This window comes from Bacillus sp. LQ01, from assembly GCF_057624735.1.
This window is the reverse complement of the sequence record NZ_JBYEZL010000003.1, coordinates 461,245-480,224: the sequence shown is the minus strand read 5'-3', so window position 1 is coordinate 480,224 and position 18,980 is coordinate 461,245. Positions and strand designations below refer to the sequence as shown.

The 18,980-nt window shown below is 36.2% G+C and carries 21 protein-coding genes; 12 read left to right on the top strand and 9 right to left on the bottom strand.

Annotation, left to right across the window (positions count from 1 at the left end; translation table 11 throughout):
• Positions 1-24: 24 nt before the first annotated feature.
• The 3 genes from AC22L0_RS23040 to AC22L0_RS23030 all read left to right on the top strand — a co-directional run bounded on the left by AC22L0_RS23040 (position 25) and on the right by AC22L0_RS23030 (position 3,649).
• Positions 25-1,323 carry a bifunctional O-acetylhomoserine aminocarboxypropyltransferase/cysteine synthase gene (locus tag AC22L0_RS23040; protein WP_000504780.1) on the top strand — a complete coding sequence of 433 codons (1,299 nt, stop codon included), beginning with the start codon at positions 25-27 and terminating at the stop codon, positions 1,321-1,323.
• Positions 1,307-2,212 carry a homoserine O-acetyltransferase MetA gene (gene metA, locus AC22L0_RS23035; protein ID WP_001121538.1) on the top strand — a complete coding sequence of 302 codons (906 nt, stop codon included), beginning with the start codon at positions 1,307-1,309 and terminating at the stop codon, positions 2,210-2,212. Before AC22L0_RS23040 ends, metA begins: the two co-directional genes overlap by 17 nt.
• A 141-nt stretch (positions 2,213-2,353) precedes the next feature.
• Positions 2,354-3,649 carry a homoserine dehydrogenase gene (locus AC22L0_RS23030; RefSeq protein ID WP_087967130.1) on the top strand — a complete coding sequence of 432 codons (1,296 nt, stop codon included), beginning with the start codon at positions 2,354-2,356 and terminating at the stop codon, positions 3,647-3,649.
• 29 nt (positions 3,650-3,678) lie between these two features.
• Here AC22L0_RS23030 and AC22L0_RS23025 read toward each other — a convergent pair whose 3' ends face one another.
• Positions 3,679-4,305, bottom strand: coding sequence for a YczE/YyaS/YitT family protein (locus tag AC22L0_RS23025; protein ID WP_000943411.1), 627 nt, complete (start codon positions 4,303-4,305; stop codon positions 3,679-3,681).
• Between the two features lie 97 nt (positions 4,306-4,402).
• Here AC22L0_RS23025 and AC22L0_RS23020 point away from each other — a divergent pair, with 97 nt between their 5' ends.
• From AC22L0_RS23020 to AC22L0_RS23000, 5 genes are read left to right on the top strand one after another with little or no spacing between them, the layout of a single operon-like run.
• Positions 4,403-5,380 carry a LacI family DNA-binding transcriptional regulator gene (locus tag AC22L0_RS23020; RefSeq protein WP_000181958.1) on the top strand — a complete coding sequence of 326 codons (978 nt, stop codon included), beginning with the start codon at positions 4,403-4,405 and terminating at the stop codon, positions 5,378-5,380.
• 10 nt (positions 5,381-5,390) lie between these two features.
• On the top strand, positions 5,391-6,272 hold the full coding sequence (locus AC22L0_RS23015; protein ID WP_002022849.1) for an SGNH/GDSL hydrolase family protein: 882 nt from the start codon (positions 5,391-5,393) through the stop codon (positions 6,270-6,272).
• Complete coding sequence (locus AC22L0_RS23010) at positions 6,269-7,186, top strand: ABC transporter ATP-binding protein (protein WP_087967133.1); 918 nt, start codon at positions 6,269-6,271, stop codon at positions 7,184-7,186. Before AC22L0_RS23015 ends, AC22L0_RS23010 begins: the two co-directional genes overlap by 4 nt.
• Positions 7,179-8,171, top strand: a complete 993-nt coding sequence (locus tag AC22L0_RS23005; protein ID WP_001206477.1) for a DUF2705 family protein — start codon at positions 7,179-7,181, stop codon at positions 8,169-8,171. Before AC22L0_RS23010 ends, AC22L0_RS23005 begins: the two co-directional genes overlap by 8 nt.
• Before the next feature lie 19 nt (positions 8,172-8,190).
• A complete protein-coding gene (locus AC22L0_RS23000) occupies positions 8,191-8,868 on the top strand; it encodes a uracil-DNA glycosylase (RefSeq protein WP_000432520.1) in 678 nt (225 codons plus the stop codon).
• 41 nt (positions 8,869-8,909) lie between these two features.
• Here AC22L0_RS23000 and AC22L0_RS22995 read toward each other — a convergent pair whose 3' ends face one another.
• The 3 genes from AC22L0_RS22995 to AC22L0_RS22985 form a co-directional block, all read right to left on the bottom strand.
• A complete protein-coding gene (locus AC22L0_RS22995) occupies positions 8,910-9,203 on the bottom strand; it encodes a DUF3817 domain-containing protein (protein WP_000953396.1) in 294 nt (97 codons plus the stop codon).
• A gap of 209 nt (positions 9,204-9,412) precedes the next feature.
• Entirely contained in the window at positions 9,413-10,234 is an 822-nt protein-coding gene (locus AC22L0_RS22990; RefSeq protein ID WP_000221395.1) for a Cof-type HAD-IIB family hydrolase, read from the bottom strand.
• A gap of 228 nt (positions 10,235-10,462) precedes the next feature.
• The gene (locus AC22L0_RS22985; protein ID WP_000847044.1) at positions 10,463-11,746 is read right to left on the bottom strand and encodes a purine/pyrimidine permease; all 1,284 of its coding nucleotides are present in this window, start codon (positions 11,744-11,746) and stop codon (positions 10,463-10,465) included.
• A 95-nt stretch (positions 11,747-11,841) separates the two neighbouring features.
• Between AC22L0_RS22985 and AC22L0_RS22980 the strand changes: the two genes are divergently transcribed.
• The 3 genes from AC22L0_RS22980 (at position 11,842) to AC22L0_RS22970 (ending at position 13,561) form a co-directional block, all read left to right on the top strand.
• Positions 11,842-12,834, top strand: coding sequence for a potassium channel family protein (locus AC22L0_RS22980; RefSeq protein ID WP_000993982.1), 993 nt, complete (start codon positions 11,842-11,844; stop codon positions 12,832-12,834).
• Positions 12,835-12,840: 6 nt separating this feature from the next.
• Positions 12,841-13,128: a YwdI family protein gene (locus AC22L0_RS22975; RefSeq protein WP_001167349.1), complete on the top strand. Its 288-nt coding sequence runs from the start codon at positions 12,841-12,843 to the stop codon at positions 13,126-13,128.
• Positions 13,129-13,192: 64 nt separating this feature from the next.
• Positions 13,193-13,561 carry a DUF423 domain-containing protein gene (locus AC22L0_RS22970; protein ID WP_000688315.1) on the top strand — a complete coding sequence of 123 codons (369 nt, stop codon included), beginning with the start codon at positions 13,193-13,195 and terminating at the stop codon, positions 13,559-13,561.
• A 31-nt stretch (positions 13,562-13,592) separates the two neighbouring features.
• Here AC22L0_RS22970 and gerQ read toward each other — a convergent pair whose 3' ends face one another.
• The 4 genes from gerQ to hemQ form a co-directional block, all read right to left on the bottom strand.
• Positions 13,593-14,021, bottom strand: a complete 429-nt coding sequence (gerQ, locus tag AC22L0_RS22965; RefSeq protein WP_000068652.1) for a spore coat protein GerQ — start codon at positions 14,019-14,021, stop codon at positions 13,593-13,595.
• Between the two features lie 27 nt (positions 14,022-14,048).
• The gene (gene cwlJ, locus AC22L0_RS22960) at positions 14,049-14,471 is read right to left on the bottom strand and encodes a cell wall hydrolase CwlJ (protein ID WP_000538167.1); all 423 of its coding nucleotides are present in this window, start codon (positions 14,469-14,471) and stop codon (positions 14,049-14,051) included.
• Positions 14,472-14,644: 173 nt separating this feature from the next.
• The gene (locus AC22L0_RS22955) at positions 14,645-15,916 is read right to left on the bottom strand and encodes a serine hydrolase (protein ID WP_000722867.1); all 1,272 of its coding nucleotides are present in this window, start codon (positions 15,914-15,916) and stop codon (positions 14,645-14,647) included.
• 199 nt (positions 15,917-16,115) lie between these two features.
• Entirely contained in the window at positions 16,116-16,859 is a 744-nt protein-coding gene (gene hemQ / locus AC22L0_RS22950) for a hydrogen peroxide-dependent heme synthase (protein WP_001287595.1), read from the bottom strand.
• 255 nt (positions 16,860-17,114) lie between these two features.
• Between hemQ and pta the strand changes: the two genes are divergently transcribed.
• Entirely contained in the window at positions 17,115-18,086 is a 972-nt protein-coding gene (pta, locus tag AC22L0_RS22945) for a phosphate acetyltransferase (RefSeq protein ID WP_000067225.1), read from the top strand.
• Positions 18,087-18,134: 48 nt separating this feature from the next.
• On the opposite strand, the gene lipL is transcribed toward pta, so the two are convergent.
• Positions 18,135-18,980: an octanoyl-[GcvH]:protein N-octanoyltransferase gene (lipL, locus tag AC22L0_RS22940; RefSeq protein ID WP_087967137.1), complete on the bottom strand. Its 846-nt coding sequence runs from the start codon at positions 18,978-18,980 to the stop codon at positions 18,135-18,137.

The following is an 18,980-nucleotide window of genomic DNA, read 5'->3' as shown; positions in this document are numbered from 1 at the left end:
GTATAAAAGAAAGGAGAATGAGAGATGGGAGAATCATGGGGAAAAGGAACAATTTGTGTGCAAGGTGGCTATACGCCAAAAAATGGTGAACCACGTGTTTTACCACTTTATCAAAGTACAACATATAAATACGATACTTCAGATGATTTAGCAGCCCTATTTAACTTAGAGGCAGAAGGATATATTTATACACGTATTGGAAACCCTACTCTAGCCGCATTTGAGCAGAAGTTATCAGATTTAGAAGGCGGTGTAGGAGCTGTTGCAACGGCTTCTGGGCAAGCAGCTATTATGCTCGCAGTTTTAAATATTTGTAGTAGTGGGGATCATTTACTTTGTTCTTCAACGGTTTACGGGGGAACGTTTAATTTATTTGGAGTGAGTTTGCGTAAACTGGGCATTGATGTTACGTTCTTTAATCCAAATTTAACGGCAGATGAAATTACGGCGCTTGCTAATGACAAGACGAAACTTATCTATGCAGAATCGTTAGGAAATCCAGCGATGAATGTTTTAAATTTTAAAGAATTTTCAGCTGCTGCTAAAGAATTAGAGGTACCTTTTATCGTTGATAATACATTAGCAACTCCTTATTTATGCCAGGCGTTTGAACATGGGGCAAATATTATTGTTCATTCTACGACGAAGTATATCGATGGGCATGCGAGCTCCTTAGGCGGTATTGTAATTGACGGTGGAAACTTTGATTGGACAAATGGAAAGTATCCGGAACTTGTTGAACCAGATCCAAGTTATCACGGTGTAAGTTACGTTCAAAACTTTGGTGCAGCAGCGTATATTGTGAAAGCACGTGTTCAGCTATTAAGAGATTATGGAAATTGTATGAGCCCATTCAATGCATATATTAGCAATATTGGCTTAGAAACATTGCATTTACGAATGGAACGTCATAGTGAAAATGCTCTTGCAGTTGCTAAGTGGCTTGCTAATCATGAACGTATTGAATGGGTGAATTATCCGGGCTTAGATAGTAATGAAAATTACTCATTGGCACAACAGTACTTGAAAAAAGGTGCTAGTGGTGTTTTAACTTTCGGTATTAAAGGCGGATTAGAAGCAGCAAAAGAATTTATCGCAAATGTAAAACTAGCAACTCTTGTAACACACGTAGCTGATGCACGAACTTGTGTTATACATCCTGCTAGTACGACGCATAGACAATTAAATGCTGAAGATCAGCGTTTAGCTGGTGTTACATCTGATTTAATTCGTTTATCAGTTGGTATAGAAGATGTTTCTGATATTATTGCAGATTTGGAAGCAGCTCTAGTTGGGGGCAAAACACATGCCGATCATAATTGATAAAGATTTACCGGCTCGCAAAGTGTTACAAAAAGAAAATATTTTTGTAATGACGAAGGAGCGAGCGGAAACACAAGATATACGCGCTTTGAAAATTGCTATATTAAATTTAATGCCAACGAAGCAAGACACAGAGGCACAATTACTTCGCTTAATTGGAAACACACCGTTACAATTAGATGTTCATTTGCTTCATATGGAATCACATCTATCTCGTAATGTAACGCAAGAACATTTAACAAGCTTTTATAAAACGTTTCGTGATATTGAAAATGAAAAGTTTGATGGGCTCATTATTACAGGAGCGCCAGTGGAGACCCTTGCTTTTGAAGAGGTAGATTATTGGGAAGAGCTTAAACATATTATGGAGTATTCAAAAACGAATGTAACATCTACGCTCCATATTTGCTGGGGAGCACAGGCTGGCTTGTACTATCATTATGGTGTTCCAAAGTATCCCCTTAAGGAAAAAATGTTCGGTGTATTTGAACATGAAGTTTGCGAGCAACATGTGAAATTGTTACAAGGATTTGATGAATTGTTTTTTGCTCCGCATTCTCGTCATACAGAAGTACGAGAGAATGATATTAGAGGAGTGAAAGACTTAACATTGTTAGCAAACTCTGAAGAAGCAGGTGTTCACCTTGTTATTGGGCCAGAAGGAAGGCAAGTGTTTGCCCTTGGACATAGCGAATATAGTTGTGAGACGTTAAAACAAGAATACGAACGAGATCGTGACAAGGGATTAAATATTGATGTGCCAAAAAACTATTTTAAACATAATAATCCAGATGAAAAGCCGCTTGTTAGGTGGAGGAGTCATGGTAATTTATTGTTTTCTAATTGGTTGAATTATTACGTGTATCAAGAAACCCCTTATATATTGTAAAGAAGGATTGTGTAACACGTGGCAACGTTTTCCTTGTAAAGATTAACCTTTATTTTTCCGAATGTTCAAAATACATTGTTTTTCAGATTTTTTACTCATATAATTTCATCTAAACACAATTTTTGAGGGGTGGACAGTACTATGAAAGAAATTCAAGTTGGGTTATTAGGTCTTGGGACAGTTGGCAGTGGTGTGGTTCGTATTATTACGGATCATCAAGAACGACTCATACACCAAGTAGGTTGTCCAGTGAAGGTAACGAAAGTATTAGTGCAAAACATTGAGAAAGAGAGAGTGGTAGAGGTACCTTCTACTCTATTAACACAAGATGCAAATGAAATTTTAGATAATCCAAATATTGATGTTGTCATTGAAGTGATGGGTGGCATTGATGATGCAAAATCATATATTTTACAAGCTTTAAAAAGCGGAAAGCATGTTGTAACTGCAAATAAAGACTTAATGGCATTACATGGAGCTGAATTATTAGCGACAGCAAAAGATAATAAGGCTGATTTATTCTATGAGGCGAGTGTGGCAGGGGGAATTCCAATTTTACGCAGTATCGTAGAAGGACTTTCCTCAGATCTTATTACGAAAGTAATGGGAATTGTAAATGGAACGACAAATTTTATTTTGACGAAAATGTCAGACGAAGGGAGAGCATATAACGACGTGTTAAAAGAAGCCCAACAACTTGGATTTGCAGAAGCAGATCCAACATCAGATGTAGAAGGTTTAGATGCAGCAAGAAAAATGACGATTTTAGCTACTCTCGGTTTCTCTACAAATGTAGAGCTTGGAGACGTGAAAGTAAAAGGGATTACCTCTATTACAGAGGAAGATATTGAATATAGTAAGAGCTTAGGTTATACAATTAAATTAATCGGTCTTGCAAAACGAGATGGTGAAAAATTGGAGGTTACAGTTGAACCAACTTTACTTCCAAATACACATCCTCTTGCGGCAGTACAAAATGAATATAACGCTGTGTATGTGTATGGTGAAGCAGTTGGGGAAACGATGTTTTATGGACCAGGCGCAGGAAGTTTACCAACAGCGACAGCTGTTGTTTCGGATTTAGTTGCTGTAATGCAAAATATTAGATTAGGGGTAACAGGAAATAGTGCTGTAGTCCCACAATATCAAAAAGTATTAAAAGAGCCAGACGAAATTGTCGTGAAAAAGTTTTTAAGACTGCATGTAAAAGACGAAATTGGTGTATTTGCAAAAATTACTTCATTGTTCTCTGAGCGCGGAGTTAGCTTTGAGAAAATTATTCAAATGCCGCTTGAAGAGAAAGGAAAGGCTGAAATTGTAATTGTAACGCATCGTGCGTCTCTTGCTGATTATGATTATATTCTACATACGTTGCAAGGGTATGAAGAAATAGATTGTTTGAAAGCGAACTATCGAATTGAAGGGGATGCTAAGTAGTATCCTTACCATAAAACAGAAAGAGCCTATTAAGCAGCTTGCTTAATAGGCTCTTTTCTATTTAAAATCTGCGTACCAACTTGAATAAATGCTTGGATAATCCAGCCTGTTGTAAAGGATAAGATGATTGTTCCAAAATAGATAGGTCCGTCTAATAAAAAGCTTAACGTTAAAAATAAAAAGGCTAATGAAATCTCTGTTCTTCTAAACGTCCATTTTTTCTTCTCAGCAACCGTTAAAACGAAAGCTTCTTGAGGCGCTGCGCAAAGGTTTGTAGAGACGTAAAGACCAATTCCAGCTCCAACGAATAGATTTCCGCAAATAAGTGTTATATATTTTGGAAGAGAGCGGATAGCGTCCATAATAGTTGTAATGGAACCAATCCAATCAACAAAAAGAGAAATAAGAACCATCGTTACAATTGTACCGATTGTAATTTGTTTTTTATTCCAAAAGAGTACGATAAGTGTAAAAGCAAAGTTAATCATGAAAATCCAAAAACCAATACTTATGCCAAAATTTTGATATAGTGCAATAAAGAAGGAATCATAAGGGCTAAGTCCAAAGGAAGTAATTGTCGTCATCATATTAATACCGATGGCAAGAATGAGTAAACCGCCAATGAAAAATATATATTCTAATTTGAATCGAAGCATAGTTGTATATCCTTTCTAAATGTATTTGCTAGGAAAGGATATATTGTGGAAAGCTTACCAGGTCAAGGGAGAATTTTTGTGAGAAGGGGAAAATGAGATGACAAATATAAGAAAGATTGCTGAACTTGCTGGAGTATCTGTTTCAACTGTTTCACGTGTACTAAATAATCATCCGTACGTAAATGAACAGAAACGAAAAGAAATTTTAGCGATTATAGAAGAATTAAATTACACGCAAAATGTGAATGCAATTCATTTAGTGAAAGGAAAAACGAATGTAATTGGCGTTTTATTGCCACACGTAAATGATCAATATTATAGCGCTATTATTGAGGGGATATCAAAAGAGACAGCAAAGAATAATTATAATATGATGCTTTGCCAGACGAATTATAGCGAAGAAAGAGAACTAGAAATTTTAAATATGTTAAAAATGAAAAAGCTTGATGGGGTTATTATTTGTTCTCGGGCAAATAGTAAGGAGAAGCTTGAAGAATATACAAAATTCGGCCCGATTGTTATGTGTGAAGAAATAGATTCAAAATGCATTTCAAGTGTCCATATCGATTACTACAAAGTATTTTCACTTGGGATGAAAAGCTTAATAGATGCCGGTCATACACATATTGGATATTGTATTGGAAGAAGTAATAGTGTTAATAGCCAAAGACGAAAGAAGGCATATGAAGATTCGCTTCAACAGAGTATCGTAACACCGTTAGACACCTGGAAATTTGAGGGTTGTTTTACAGTGGAAGATGGACGCAATGTAATTAGAGAATGGGCTCATATGTCAGTAAAACCGACGGCGTTCCTTGTATCTTGTAACCATATTGCAGCGGGGATGGTTACAGAAGCAAAAAAACAAGGAATTCGTATTCCAGAGGATATTACGATTATCGGGTGTGATGATCAAGAGGTGGCAGATATATTGGGTATAACGACGATTTCGCATTCTAGTAAAAACGTTGGAGTAAAAGCGTTTGAATTATTATATGAAAAGATTAATGAAGAGAAATTAGATGTGAAGCATATAGAGTTATTACCAGAGTTAGTAAATAGAGAAACGACGTAATTGAGAAGGTGTGAAAATCGCTTTTCAAAATTTCGTTTGGTATAATTATGGACAATCTATGAGGGCTAAAAGGGGTTTTGATATGAGATCAAAAGTAGTAAAAGTAATTCTACTCATTACAATTGCATCTTTCTGTTTATTTGCATATGGCTTTGTTTCAGGTGTAAATGATGTATTAAATCCGAAAGCTTCAAATTTAATTAAAAAGACCGATGTAGTGGCAAAAGAGAAAAAGAAAACGGGAACGTTACAAATCGTTAGTTTAGGTGATTCATTAACGCGTGGCGTTGGTGATAAAGAAGGAATTGGCTATGTTGGGCGAATGAAAGAGGATTTACAAAAAGATTATAAGCAAAAAATTGCATTAACAAATTTAGCAGTTAGTGGTGCAAAAATGCCCGATTTATTAAAACAAATTGAAAGTAATGGCGCTCAATATTCAATTAAGCAAGCAGATGTAATCGTGTTAACGATTGGTGGGAATGATTTGTTCCCAGGCTGGGAATCGCTTGGGAAAATAGATTTAGAGACGTATCGTCCTGACACAGAAACGTTTCAAAATGAAGCAAAGAAAATTATAGAAGAAATTCGTAAATTAAATACAGATAGTCCGATTTTTTGGCTTGGTTTATACAATCCTTTTGAAGATGTAGAAGATTTAAAAGGGTCTTCAAACATTGTTGTGGACTGGAATGCATCTTTAGAGAAGTTAGCGCTAAACGATAAAAATGTATATATTACACCAACATTTGATTTATTCCAAAACCGTGGGAAAGATTTATTATACTCTGATCATTTTCATCCGAACGAAGTAGGTTATACGTATATGGCAGAACGTTTAGTTCAAAATGTTGTAAGTAAATTAAAACTAGAACAAGGAGGGGTAAAATGACGACGATACTTTCCGTACGAGACTTGAAGAAGGTAATTGGAAAGAAGACTCTTGTAGAGAATATTTCCTTTGATGTAAAGCAAGGAGAAGTGTTCGGGTTCTTAGGACCAAATGGTGCTGGAAAGACGACTACCATTCGAATGTTAGTCGGATTGATTAAGGCGACAGAAGGTACGATTTCTATTGGTGGTTATTCGATTAAGGAAAATTTCAGAGAAGCGATGCGTCAAATTGGGAGTATCGTTGAAAACCCAGAGTTGTATACATATTTAACGGGATGGGAAAATTTAAAGCAATTTGCTCGTATGTTAGGTGATATATCAGATGAACGTATTATTGAAATTGCTGAAATGGTTCATTTAGATGAAAGAATTCATGACAAGGTAAAAACGTACTCACTTGGTATGAAACAACGCCTTGGAATTGCGCAGGCGCTCCTTGGGAATCCGAAATTGCTCATATTAGATGAGCCAACGAATGGTTTAGATCCAGCAGGGATTAGAGAACTTAGGGAATTTATACATAAGCTTGTAAAAGAAGAAAATATGAGCGTGTTTATTTCAAGTCACTTGCTAAGTGAAGTGCAAATGATATGCGATCGCGTTGCTATTATTCATAAAGGAAAAATGATAACAGTTGCCAAGGTTGAAGAATTAATTAAAACAGCAAGTGATCGTGTAGAATGGATTGTTACACCAATTTCTAAGGCGAAAGATATGCTAGAAGCGGCCGAAAAAGTAAGGGAAGTGAGTGTAGAAGGCGATCGATTACTATGCCGCATGGATATTGCATCTATAAGTAGTTGGAATAAACACTTTGTCGAAAATGAAATAGATGTACATAGCGTTAAGGAGCTTGTATTTACGCTAGAAGATTTATTTATTGAACTCACAAGGGGTGAGCAGCATGCGTGAATTTGCGAATCTAGTTTTAAATGAATCAGAAAAGATTTACCGCAAGAAACGTATTTTTGTTGTCATGCTTATTTTAGCAATCTTGATCCCGCTTTTTGTGTATGCGCAGTATCGTGAAATAGAAACGACACAAAAAAGACTCGGTACAACTGATTGGAAGGTTTCATTGCAACAGCAAATTGTTGATTCTCAGAACCGGTTGAACAATTCTAGGTTGCCAGAAGAATGGCGTGATTGGTTAAAGGTAAGAGTTGAGCAACAACAATATTATTTAGATCATGATATTAATCCGATGGCACCGGGTGCACCGACTTTTGTCAGAGCATTTATTGAACAAGGAATTACATTATTTATTCCGCTTCTTGTAATGATTGTAGCCATTGATATCGTTTCAGGAGAACGAAGTGATGGGACGATGAAGATGTTACTTACGCGGCCAATTCGGCGTTGGAAAATACTCCTTAGTAAATACGTGACGATGTTATTTTTCATTTCGCTCATACTGTTTCTTGTAGGTTTGTTTGCTTACATATTATCAGGGCTTGTATTTGGATACTCGGGATGGAATTTACCTGTTTTAACAGGATTTGTTATTGATAAGGAAACGCTAAATACGAACTTTGTGCATCTTATTCCGCAGTGGCAATACATCTTAATGGCGTATGGACTAGCATGGTTTGTTGCTATCGTTGTCGGAACTATATCATTTATGGTCTCTGTTTTAATTCGTAATACACCAGCTGGTATGGGCGTTATGCTAGCTGCATTAATTGCAGGCGGTATTTTAAGCTCGTTCGCAACATCTTGGGAAGGCGCCAAATATATTTTTAGTGTGAATTTATCATTAACGGATTATTTATCAGGAAAATTACCTGCATTACAAGGTTTATCGATGGGATTTTCTTTGATGAATTTAACTGTTTGGGCAGTTGTTTCTCTTGTTATTTCGTTCGTAGTATTTACAAGACAGGATATGGTGAATTAATTAGACAGGAAGTGACAGTATGGAAAATGTTTTAAAGAATGATTGGGAGCCACTATTGGCACCAGAATTCGAGAAAGAGTATTATCTTACTCTATCCAGTTTTTTGACAGAAGAATACAGCACGCATGTTGTTTATCCGAAGGTAGAAGATATTTTTAACGCTCTTCAGTATACAAGTTATGAAAATACAAAGGTTGTTATTTTAGGACAAGATCCATATCATGGACCGAATCAAGCGCATGGTTTAAGCTTTTCTGTGCAACCTGGTGTTAAAACACCACCGTCATTGTTAAATATGTATAAAGAACTTCGAGATGAATATGGTTATGAAATCCCGAATAACGGTTATTTAGTAAAATGGGCGGAACAAGGAGTATTATTACTAAATACCGTATTAACAGTTCGTCAAGGCGAAGCAAATTCTCATAAGGGAAAAGGATGGGAGCACTTTACAGATCGTGTAATTGAACTGTTGAATGAACGTGAAAAGCCAGTTATTTTCATATTGTGGGGGCGCCATGCGCAGGCGAAGAAGAAGTTAATTACGAATCCGAATCATCATATTATCGAATCTGTACATCCAAGCCCATTATCGGCAAGACGTGGTTTCTTTGGTAGTAAGCCATATTCTAAAGTAAATACGATTTTAGCTAATATGGGCGAAAGAGAAATTGATTGGGAAATTCCAAATTTATAAATAGAAAAGGTAGTTAACAGTCGTTAACTACCTTTTTATTATTATTGTTGCTCGTTCTTTAATTTTGCATCTAGTACAAAAGTGCCAAATGGGATAACTGATGAAACAAATGCTCCAAGTGCCCATAAAATTGATTTACGGTGTACGATTGTTACTTGAATTACTGCAAAGATGAATAGAATAAATAGAACACCATGAGCCATGCCTGTAATTTTAACAGCTGTTGCAAATCCTGCGAAATATTTCAATGGCATTGCTACAAATAATAGTAATAGGAAAGAAATACCCTCAACTAGTCCAATTGCTCTTAATCGTCCGATTGGTGTAGATAACATAAAGTAGCCTCCTTTAACGTATGCTTGTATATAGTAAATTTGTATTCTTTTTCAAAATAAAATAGTCTATTTTGTTTCATTATATACAAAAAGAAAGTTTACACTACGAGAATAGTGCAAAGTTCAAAATATAGTCACAAAAGCATGAGAATTTAAATAAAAACCTATTTGAAGTATTTGACTTCAAATAGGTTTTGTGAATGAAAATATTAAACAAGTACATCCGTTTTTAAAACGAATTTCTCTACAACTTTTGCAACACCATCGTTCATATTTGTATCTGTTACGTAGTTTGCAATTTCTTTAATATCATCAGGTGCATTGCCCATTGCAACGCCAAGACCAGCAAATTCAATCATCGCTTGGTCGTTATAGCTATCGCCCATTGCGATAACTTCTTCACGCTTAATGCCAAGCTTTTGGATCAGTTTGTTTAAGCTCGTTCCTTTTGTAACACCAGCTTCAGTAAATTCTAAGAAGAATGGTTTCGAACGCATCACGCTTAATTGGCCTTCTAGCTGTTTTTGTAGTTTTTTTTCAACTTCAACAAGGCGTTCAGCTTCTTTATTCATTAATACTTTTACTACGGGCTCTTTAACTGCAGCTTTAAAGTCATCTACTACAACAATTGGCATACCAGTAATATCGCCCTCAATTTCAGTATAAGGATTATTTTCTTCCGTTACGATATCATCGCCCATATAAGTATGAATCCATACATCTTCAGTTTGACTAATTTCAAATAGGTTGTGAACGATTTCAGGAGATAGTGTACTACTAAAGATTTCTTCGTTTGTTTTACAGTTAATAATTTTTGCACCATTAAAAGATAAAATGAAACTGCCGTATTCTTCTAAACGAAGTTCTTTCGCTACATTGCGCATACCGAACGTTGGACGTCCAGAAGCAAGTACAACCTTTACGCCTTGCTCTTGTGCAGTCATTAACGCTTCTTTCGTACGAGGTGAAATAGTATGGTCATCACGTAATAAAGTATCATCTAAATCTAAAACAATCATTTTATAAGTCATATAGAAAATTCCTTTCTTTAATTGAAATCAAAATACATGTTCATGAAGAGATTGAGGAATAATAGTAAGACATCAAACCTCTTTGAAAAGAAGTAGATAAATTATTATGAGTGTGTTGCTCATAATATTGGTTAATAATCATTGGGGATGAATAAAACCCCAATGATTAAAGTTTGATTTTATCGTAACAACTCTAAAGGTAGAGTGCAATAATGGAAGTTTTCCAATTTAAGATATTTGTTTTGCTGTGGAACGAGAAAATAGTATTTCTAGCAAGATTGCCATTACAGATCCAAGAACGAGACCATTACTTAAAAACGATGCTAGAAATGGTGGAAGTGTGGAATATGCTCCTGCTGGAACAAACATAACTCCGACTCCTGTAAAGATTGAAAGACCGGCTACTTTAAATAATCGTTCTTTATCCTGGACAGTTTCGTATTCTCGAAAGGCGAGGCCAATCATGCTTGCGAATACAGGATAAATAGCGGCATAACCAACTGCAACAGGGATTGCTGCAAAGAATGAAGTAATCTTTGGAAATATACTAACGACAATAATAAAGCTTGACCCTAATATAAACGGGAGACGTTTATAAATATTAGTCGTTGCAATAAAACCTGCTGATCCAGAAATAGCGACAGGCCCAATAGCTGAAAATAGGCCGCCTAGCAATTGGTTGATTCCTGTTATAATGCCAGCTTGTTTAAAACGATCTGATGCAGCGTTTTCTTCATATTTAGAGACAACCTTTTGTACAACGCGAATACTTGCTAACATATTTGTTAGAAGTAAGAGCGTAACGAAAATGACCGTAATTACCATGTTCCATTCAACACGAGGCATTCCGAAAACAAATAAGGATGGAAAACGGATTATGTCTGTCACTGGTGTTATTGGATTAGATAATCCGAAGCATGCGAATAATATCCAGCCACATACGATACTGAAAAGAACGGAATATTGTCCAATAATAGGTAGCTTCATGATGAAAAAGGATAGTAAAATAACAATGAGTGAAAGAATAAATACGTTAGGTTGTACTTCTGTATGTTTTCCATCAAGGCCAAACATTCCCTTTAAGAAGGAGCCACTAAGCTGCGCGACAAGAAGAAATAAATACGTTCCAATGACTGTCGGTGTAAAATAGCGAACGAGTTTATCAATAAGTCCAAAAACGCTAAGAATAATACAAATAATACCACTTAATAAGAAAGCATATTGAAGAACTTTAAGTGTCTCATTATTTGATCCAAATAGTACGACGCCTAAACTTGCGTAAAGGGAGAAAATTCCCCACCAAAGGCCAGCAGGACCTTCTTGAATAGGAAGTTTATGCCCAAATATAGCTTGCAAGAGACCAGCAAAACCTAGAACAAATAATGTTCTTTGTACAAATGCGATGGCTTCAGCGCCATTAAGACCATAACTAGTTGCGACACTAATTGGTACAATAAGGCTTCCAGCTAAAATAAATAGTGCCCATTGTAAGGCGGAAAGAAATGTCTTCATTATATCAACCTCTTTCATAGATTCCGTATCTAGTATATACGTATTTTATTTCCACTGGCAAAGATTGTAGGTAGAGAAAAGAGTTGAAACACAGTATGAATGCACGTAAGCAATTATGGATAGCAGTTATATGTATGACTTTTGTTGTAATTCTAGGCACGATAGGATTTATGACGATTGAAGAGATTAGTTTGTTTCAAGCATTTTGGATGACAATGATTACTGTATTGACTGTTGGATACGGAGATGCCGTTCCTGTAACGCAAGCGGGGAAAGTATTTGCGCTTCTTATTATTCCTGTTGGGGTAGGTATTGTTACGTATGCAATTGGGGTAGTGGCAGCTATGATTATTGAAGGGAATTTATTTCATGCAGTACGGAGGAAGAAGATGGATAAACAAATAGCGCAGTTGAAAAATCATATTATAGTATGTGGTTGCGGTAGAGTGGGGCTTCAAGTTGTACATGAATTGCAAGAAAAGAATATTCCATTTGTCGTTGTTGATAAAGATGAAAGTATATTGGAGCAGGAAAAGCTTTTATTTGTACATGGAGATGCAACGGAAGATCAAGTATTACATAATGCCGGAATTTTAAAAGCAGCTGGTTTAGTTGCTATTGTTGCAAATGATGCCGAAAATGTATTTATTACATTAACAGCAAGAGGGTTAAACGATACGATTAAAATTGTGGCGAGATCTGAAAAGCCAGAAACTGAAGAGAAATTAAGGCGTGCTGGTGCAAATAAGGTTATTAATCCATCTAGTATGGCGGGTATTCATATCGCAAAAGGTATTGCAAATCCATTAACCGTTCATTATATTGATACAGTGTTGTATGGAGTAGAACAGTCATTTGTCATTGAAGAAATTCTAGTTGGAAAAGATTCAATATTAGTTGGTAAATCGTTACTAGAGAGTAATGTAAGGAATCAGTTTGATGTAACAATATTAGCGATTTCAAGAAATGGGAATATTATACATAATCCGGCGGGGCAGGAAAAATTGAAAGAACGTGATATGATAATAGTATTTGGTTCAGTAGAAAAATTGGGACAATTCGAGAAAGAATTACAAAGTACGAGGTGATAAGGAATGCAAATATCTAGCGACAAGATTTTAAATAAAATGGCGAATGAAATTGCGAAGGCAAAAAGTAGTGAAGGACAAAAGTCAAAAGAACATTTATTAGTTGTGCGTGCTTTATGTGACTTATTATTAGATGAACAAGTTGAAACATCTACATATAGAGAACCGAAAATTCAATCGCAAGTAATTGGATCACAACCAGTAACAACTATGCAACCAATTGCACCTGTTTCTGGGGAGCCAGTATATATAAAAGAAAGTGATGCAAACGGTAATTCTTTATTTGATTTTTAGAAGATAAATCGTTTGGCTTATATGCAAAAATTGCTTATGATAAAGGTAAAAAAGGGGAATTAAGATGAAAATTTTCTTTTTACTAGGTTGTATTGCAGCGGGGCTATCTGTTGCGTTAGGGGCCTTTGGAGCACACGGTTTAGAAAATAAAATTTCTGCAAAAATGTTAGAAGTTTGGAAAACAGGCGTTACATATCAAATGTTTCATGCAGGTGGACTATTCGTAGTTGCTTTATTGATGGATAAGGTTCAATCATCACTTTTAACTACTGCTGGTTGGCTAATGGTAGCTGGAATTATTATGTTCTCAGGTAGTTTGTATGCATTAAGTACGACAGGCATTAAGTTCTTTGGTCCAATTACACCTCTTGGTGGTGTAGCGTTTATTGTGGCGTGGATTCTAGTAGGGACTGCAGTTGTAAAAGGATTATAAAAAAACAAAAGCTGGCATTTGCCAGCTTTTTTTATGGTCTTGGAGTATAAGTTGCTTGTTGACTAGGTAAATACGTAATTTCTTCTGGAAACTCTACGTAATCTAAGTAGATCATTAGTAGTAAATAGCGTTTTCCTGATTGCGGTTCACTAATAACAATATGGTCACGGCCAGCTGCTTCAATAATACCTGTATAAGATTGTGTACCAAGGGAACTGCCACGTTCATAAGTCATTACAACCGTAGCTTGCTTACCTTTGTTTAAACGAAGGATATTTTCAATATAGGATTGCTCTAGAGGTAACATGCCTTGAGAAATTGCATATTGAGCTTGCGCAGCTTGAGCTGTTTGTTGTTGCATCGCTTGCTGCTGTTGTTGAGTCATTTGTTGCGGTTGTACATAAGTTCCAGATGGTTGATAAAAACCTGTTCCATAGTACGGATTTTGTTGCTGTGCCATTCAAAAATCCCTCCTCATTTTTATTCCTTAATATACGCTAGGGCAGTCTCCAGCAGATGGCTGGAAGAAGCAGTGCTTTTTAAAGCGACCAGAGTTTTGTTGGTTATACCAAGTTGGTGGACATGCCCCTTCAGGTCTAAAGAACCATAAGGCAAAGTTGGCAGGCCAAAAACGTTGCCCTTGAATGGTCCGTCTCGCTAGGGCAATATCTTGTTCACGTGCCCGTTGATAAAAGTATCCTTTTTGCGTTGCTTCAAAACCGCCGGGGTTTTGATAAACCATTTGACGTAAATTACGAATGCTTTTAAAGTCTAAACAATTTCCGCGGACACGATTTACCCCAACGTTTCCGACCATTAACATTCCTTGTTGTCCTTCTCCTTCGGCTTCAGCACGCATCAGTCTAGCTAACAACTTTACATCTTCTTCGTTATAAGCAATAACTCCCATTATGTGTCACCTCTCTTTTTGGAATACCTTTTGGAAAGAGGTTTATCTCTAGATGAAGTGTGTAACAATTACTAGTTCATACGTATGAGGAAAAGGGCTCAGATATGACAACCAAACGAAGTTTTACATTGAGAGCGGAAAATAAAAAAAGCTAGCGTGAGCCAGCTTTTTTATTAAAAAACTTTAGACCATAAGTTTGAGAAGAAATCACCAATAGAGCGCATTGTTAACACAAACCAATTTGCTTTTTCAACTTCCTCTGTCGTTTTTGCAGTAACTTTCATACTTTTACTACCGTCTAAGAAACCATATTTATCAGTTGATTCTAAAGTAATTGAGCCTACTTTGGCATCTTTCTTAATAGGAGCAACTAAATGTCCATCTTCAGCAAGAGATTTATCTAATTCAGTCCCAATTTTATAAGGTTCTTTGCTACCTTTTTTCGCAATTACTGTTATTTCTTTTTCGGGTGCAACAGTTACTTGGTCTTCTTTCCCTTTTACTACAGAGATTGTATTGTTCTTATTAACTTTTAGTTTTTGTTTTTCAAAGTTATTAAATCCATATTCGATTAATTCACGAGATTCTGTGAAACGTTCATCCATTGATTTTGTTTTAATAATAACCGAGATAAGACGTACATCACCACGTTTAGCAGTAATAGTAAATCCGTATCCAGCTGTATCAGAACTTCCAGTTTTTAAACCATCAGTACCTTCATAAGCGAAAGCAGCTCCTGGTAACATCCAATTCCAGTTTTCCATACGAATTGGTTTTGGGTGATTGTCTGGGAAGTTTCTAAATCTTTGTTTTGTATCCTCTAGCATTTCTGGATACTTTGTAATCATTGCTTTTGAAAGCATACCCATATCACGAGCTGACATAGAGTTTTCTGCATTTGGATCAGTACCCTCAGGATGTTTTCCTTTTAAGTCAGCGTTATTTAAGCCCGTAGCGTTTACAAATTTATATTTCTTTAATCCTAGCTTTTTAGCATGTTCATTTGCAAGATTTAAGAAGTTTTTCTCACTTCCTGCAAGAAGTTCTGCTAAAGCGATACTAGATCCATTTGCAGAGAATATAACAATAGAATGATATAATTCTTTTACAGTATATTGACGTCCTTTTTCGAACGGTACATTAGAGAATTCATTATTACGAGAGACTTCATAAGCGTAATCAGAAATATTTACTTTCGTATCCCATGTGATTTTTCCTTCTTTAATTGCTTCTAAAACAGCGTAAACAACAATTAATTTCGACATACTAGCAATAGCTAGCAATTCATCTGGATTTTGCTCGTGAAGTATTTTTCCTGTATCTGCATCAAATAAAAGTGCAGCGGCTGCCTCAATATGTATTTTTTCTTCCGCATGGGATGTTGTTACTCCTAAGGAAGAAATTGACAATACAAGCAATAGTAAAATAGACAAAATTTTTTTCATATAGATTATCACCTTCGCATCGTTATTTAGCATATAGCTCGTATCATTTTAGCATATCTTTACATATAAAAAGGTTACAATTTTACAATAAATTTGAAAAAATGTCGGTTTTTCTTCAAAAGTGCAGAAAAAAGGGGATTTTTGAGGATAAATATAGAGAAGAATAAAAAAAGGAACGAATTTCGTTCCTTTTCACCATTTATATGTGTAAAAATTTCTCTACTTTTTCGTCTGGTAAAATGTTTCCAACGAAGAATGTTCCAAATTCACCATAACGAGCACTTACTTCATCGAAGCGCATTTCATATATAAGTTTTTTAAATTGAAGAACATCGTCAGCGAATAATGTTACGCCCCATTCGAAATCGTCGAATCCAACAGATCCTGAAATCACTTGGCGTACTTTACCTGCGTATTGACGGCCAATTTTACTATGACTGTACATCATTTTTTTACGCTCTTCCATAGGAAGCATGTACCAGTTGTCATCACCTTGGCGACGCTTATCCATTGGATAGAAGCAAATATGATTTGCTTTCGGCAATTCAGGATATAAGCGAGCTAAAATTTGCGGGTTTTGGTATGGATCCTCATCAGCTGGAAGATAGTTGCTTAATTCAACAACAGATACGTAAGAATATGCAGGAACCATATATTCAGCTAAAGTTGTTTTATTCAATTCTGTCTCAATTTCATTTAACTCTTCCATTGTTGGACGTAAAATCATAAGCATAATATCAGCTTTTTGGCCAACAACTGTATACATTGCGTGACTACCTTTTTTCGCAGTAGCTACTTCGTTCCATTTTTCAACGACATTTAAAAATTCAGACACTGCTTGTCCGCGTTCGTCGCTAGATAATGTTTTCCATGCAGCCCAATCAATAGAACGTAAATCATGTAAACAATACCAGCCATCTAACGTTGTTGTTGCTTCACTCATTCTATTCACCTCAGTTAATGATAGTTTTACACGTTAACTATAGCATATATAGTTTTAAAATCATCTATATAAAACCTTGGCGCATAAAATTGTCACATTTAAGTGTTTAAGCAAGGTGAATTTAACGGCTGAATTTTATGAAAATATAATCATTTTTATTTTATCTATTTTTTGGGAGCTATAAGTTTAAAATATAGAAGAAAAGCAGTATTCTTAAAGATAGAGTTTTTTTAACATATGTAGGAGGGTTTATTCGTGAGCAACTTATTTACAACAGTAAAAGAAAAAGTTCAAGGAAAAGGCATTTCTATCGTACTTCCTGAAGGAACTGATGAAAGAATTTTAGGCGCTGCAGAGCGTTTAGCAAAAGAAGAGTTAGTAAAACCAATCTTAGTTGGTAATAGAGAAGAAATTAGCGCAAAAGCTGCTAGCATGAATTTAACATTAGCAGGCGTTGATATTTACGACCCAGCTACATACGAAGAAATGGATGCAATGGTAGCATCTTTCGTTGAACGCCGTAAAGGTAAAGCAACTGAAGAAGACGCTCGCAAAATCCTTAAAGACGAAAACTACTTCGGTACAATGCTTGTATACATGGGCAAAGCACACGGTCTAGTAAGTGGTGCAGCTCACTCTACAGCTGATACAGTTCGTCCAGCACTTCAAATTATTAAAACAAAACCAGGCGTTACAAAAACTTCTGGCGTATTCATCATGGTACGTGAAGAAGAGAAATATGTATTCGCTGATTGCGCAATTAACATTGCACCAAACAGCCAAGATTTAGCTGAAATCGGTATCGAAAGTGCGAAAACTGCTGAGTTATTCGGCATTGATCCACGCGTTGCTATGTTAAGCTTCTCTACAAAAGGTTCTGCGAAATCTCCAGAAACAGAAAAAGTTGTAGAAGCAACTCGCATTGCAAAAGAAATGGCTCCTGAGTTAACTTTAGATGGAGAATTCCAATTCGATGCTGCATTCGTACCATCTGTAGCTGAGAAAAAAGCTCCAGGTTCTACAATTAAAGGTGATGCTAACGTATTCGTATTCCCAAGCTTAGAAGCTGGTAATATCGGCTACAAAATCGCTCAACGTTTAGGTAACTTCGAAGCAGTAGGACCAATCTTACAAGGCTTAAACATGCCTGTAAATGACCTATCTCGTGGATGTAACGAGGAAGAAGTGTACAAGTTAGCTTTAATTACAGCAGCTCAAGCACTTTAATTCTATAATGAATTGAAATAAAGACCGTCGCTATTATAGCGACGGTCTTTATTTTTCTAAACCAAGTGCTTTATTATTACGATCAATAATACGTTGTAAATTCGTCTCATATAAAGGAATCTCATCTATTGTTAATTGAGATGGTGTTAACTTTGGAGCGAATTGCTGCAATGTTTTTAAAAGACGCATCATTAAATCTTGTACTGTAATGGTTTCACCAAGTAATTCTGAGAGTGAGGCCATCGTACTTGGTACAATTTCAGGGTACGTAAAGCGTGTTTCTTCCCCTTGAATTGCTAGGTTGTAGAAATCACGAACGAGTGCGGCACGCTCAGAGCCACTTCCGGTAGCGCAGAGATAGATTTGGACAGCGACACCTCCGCGAATACGACGTTGTGAAATACCAGCGAATTTTTGATCGCGAATACTTAAGTCATAACTACCAGGACAGTAAGAGCCGACAATTTCTTTTGCCTCGATAGTAAAGTCGTAATCCTTTAACATCTCCTTAATCAAATGCCACATTGTATCGTATCCAAGGTCAATATCGATACCTTTTTCTGTTTCTTGGAATAAAAGTGATACGTTTAAAACACCTTCATCAAGCACGACCGCAAGCCCGCCAGAATTACGGACAATAACATTGAAGTTGTTTTGTTTTAAAAAAGAAATACCTTCTTCTAAATGCGGAAGGCGTGAATCTTGAATGCCAAGGACAATTGTATTGTGATGAACCCAAGAACGCATTGTTGCGGCTGACTTGCCATTTCCAATGCTTGTGCATAATGTGTCATCCATTGCGAATGACTGAAGTGCATGGAATGTTGGTCCCAAACTAGATTGATCTACAATGCGCCACTCTGGCTGAGATAAAATGGAACGGGAATTGCTCAT

What these genes read in the sequence shown, in the direction of transcription:
- AC22L0_RS23000 (WP_000432520.1), top strand. Translation starts at nt 8,191, where the DNA reads ATGGAAAATGTTTTAAAGAATGATTGGGAGCCACTATTGGCACCAGAA.
- AC22L0_RS23010 (WP_087967133.1), top strand. Translation starts at nt 6,269, where the DNA reads ATGACGACGATACTTTCCGTACGAGACTTGAAGAAGGTAATTGGAAAG.
- AC22L0_RS22975 (WP_001167349.1), top strand. Translation starts at nt 12,841, where the DNA reads ATGCAAATATCTAGCGACAAGATTTTAAATAAAATGGCGAATGAAATT.
- AC22L0_RS22990 (WP_000221395.1), bottom strand. Translation starts at nt 10,234, where the DNA reads ATGACTTATAAAATGATTGTTTTAGATTTAGATGATACTTTATTACGT.
- hemQ (WP_001287595.1), bottom strand. Translation starts at nt 16,859, where the DNA reads ATGAGTGAAGCAACAACAACGTTAGATGGCTGGTATTGTTTACATGAT.
- AC22L0_RS22955 (WP_000722867.1), bottom strand. Translation starts at nt 15,916, where the DNA reads ATGAAAAAAATTTTGTCTATTTTACTATTGCTTGTATTGTCAATTTCT.
- AC22L0_RS23025 (WP_000943411.1), bottom strand. Translation starts at nt 4,305, where the DNA reads ATGCTTCGATTCAAATTAGAATATATATTTTTCATTGGCGGTTTACTC.
- AC22L0_RS22980 (WP_000993982.1), top strand. Translation starts at nt 11,842, where the DNA reads ATGAATGCACGTAAGCAATTATGGATAGCAGTTATATGTATGACTTTT.
- AC22L0_RS23040 (WP_000504780.1), top strand. Translation starts at nt 25, where the DNA reads ATGGGAGAATCATGGGGAAAAGGAACAATTTGTGTGCAAGGTGGCTAT.
- cwlJ (WP_000538167.1), bottom strand. Translation starts at nt 14,471, where the DNA reads ATGGGAGTTATTGCTTATAACGAAGAAGATGTAAAGTTGTTAGCTAGA.
- lipL (WP_087967137.1), bottom strand. Translation starts at nt 18,980, where the DNA reads ATGAGCAATTCCCGTTCCATTTTATCTCAGCCAGAGTGGCGCATTGTA.
- AC22L0_RS22970 (WP_000688315.1), top strand. Translation starts at nt 13,193, where the DNA reads ATGAAAATTTTCTTTTTACTAGGTTGTATTGCAGCGGGGCTATCTGTT.
- AC22L0_RS23020 (WP_000181958.1), top strand. Translation starts at nt 4,403, where the DNA reads ATGACAAATATAAGAAAGATTGCTGAACTTGCTGGAGTATCTGTTTCA.
- metA (WP_001121538.1), top strand. Translation starts at nt 1,307, where the DNA reads ATGCCGATCATAATTGATAAAGATTTACCGGCTCGCAAAGTGTTACAA.
- AC22L0_RS22995 (WP_000953396.1), bottom strand. Translation starts at nt 9,203, where the DNA reads ATGTTATCTACACCAATCGGACGATTAAGAGCAATTGGACTAGTTGAG.
- AC22L0_RS22985 (WP_000847044.1), bottom strand. Translation starts at nt 11,746, where the DNA reads ATGAAGACATTTCTTTCCGCCTTACAATGGGCACTATTTATTTTAGCT.
- gerQ (WP_000068652.1), bottom strand. Translation starts at nt 14,021, where the DNA reads ATGGCACAGCAACAAAATCCGTACTATGGAACAGGTTTTTATCAACCA.
- AC22L0_RS23005 (WP_001206477.1), top strand. Translation starts at nt 7,179, where the DNA reads ATGCGTGAATTTGCGAATCTAGTTTTAAATGAATCAGAAAAGATTTAC.
- AC22L0_RS23030 (WP_087967130.1), top strand. Translation starts at nt 2,354, where the DNA reads ATGAAAGAAATTCAAGTTGGGTTATTAGGTCTTGGGACAGTTGGCAGT.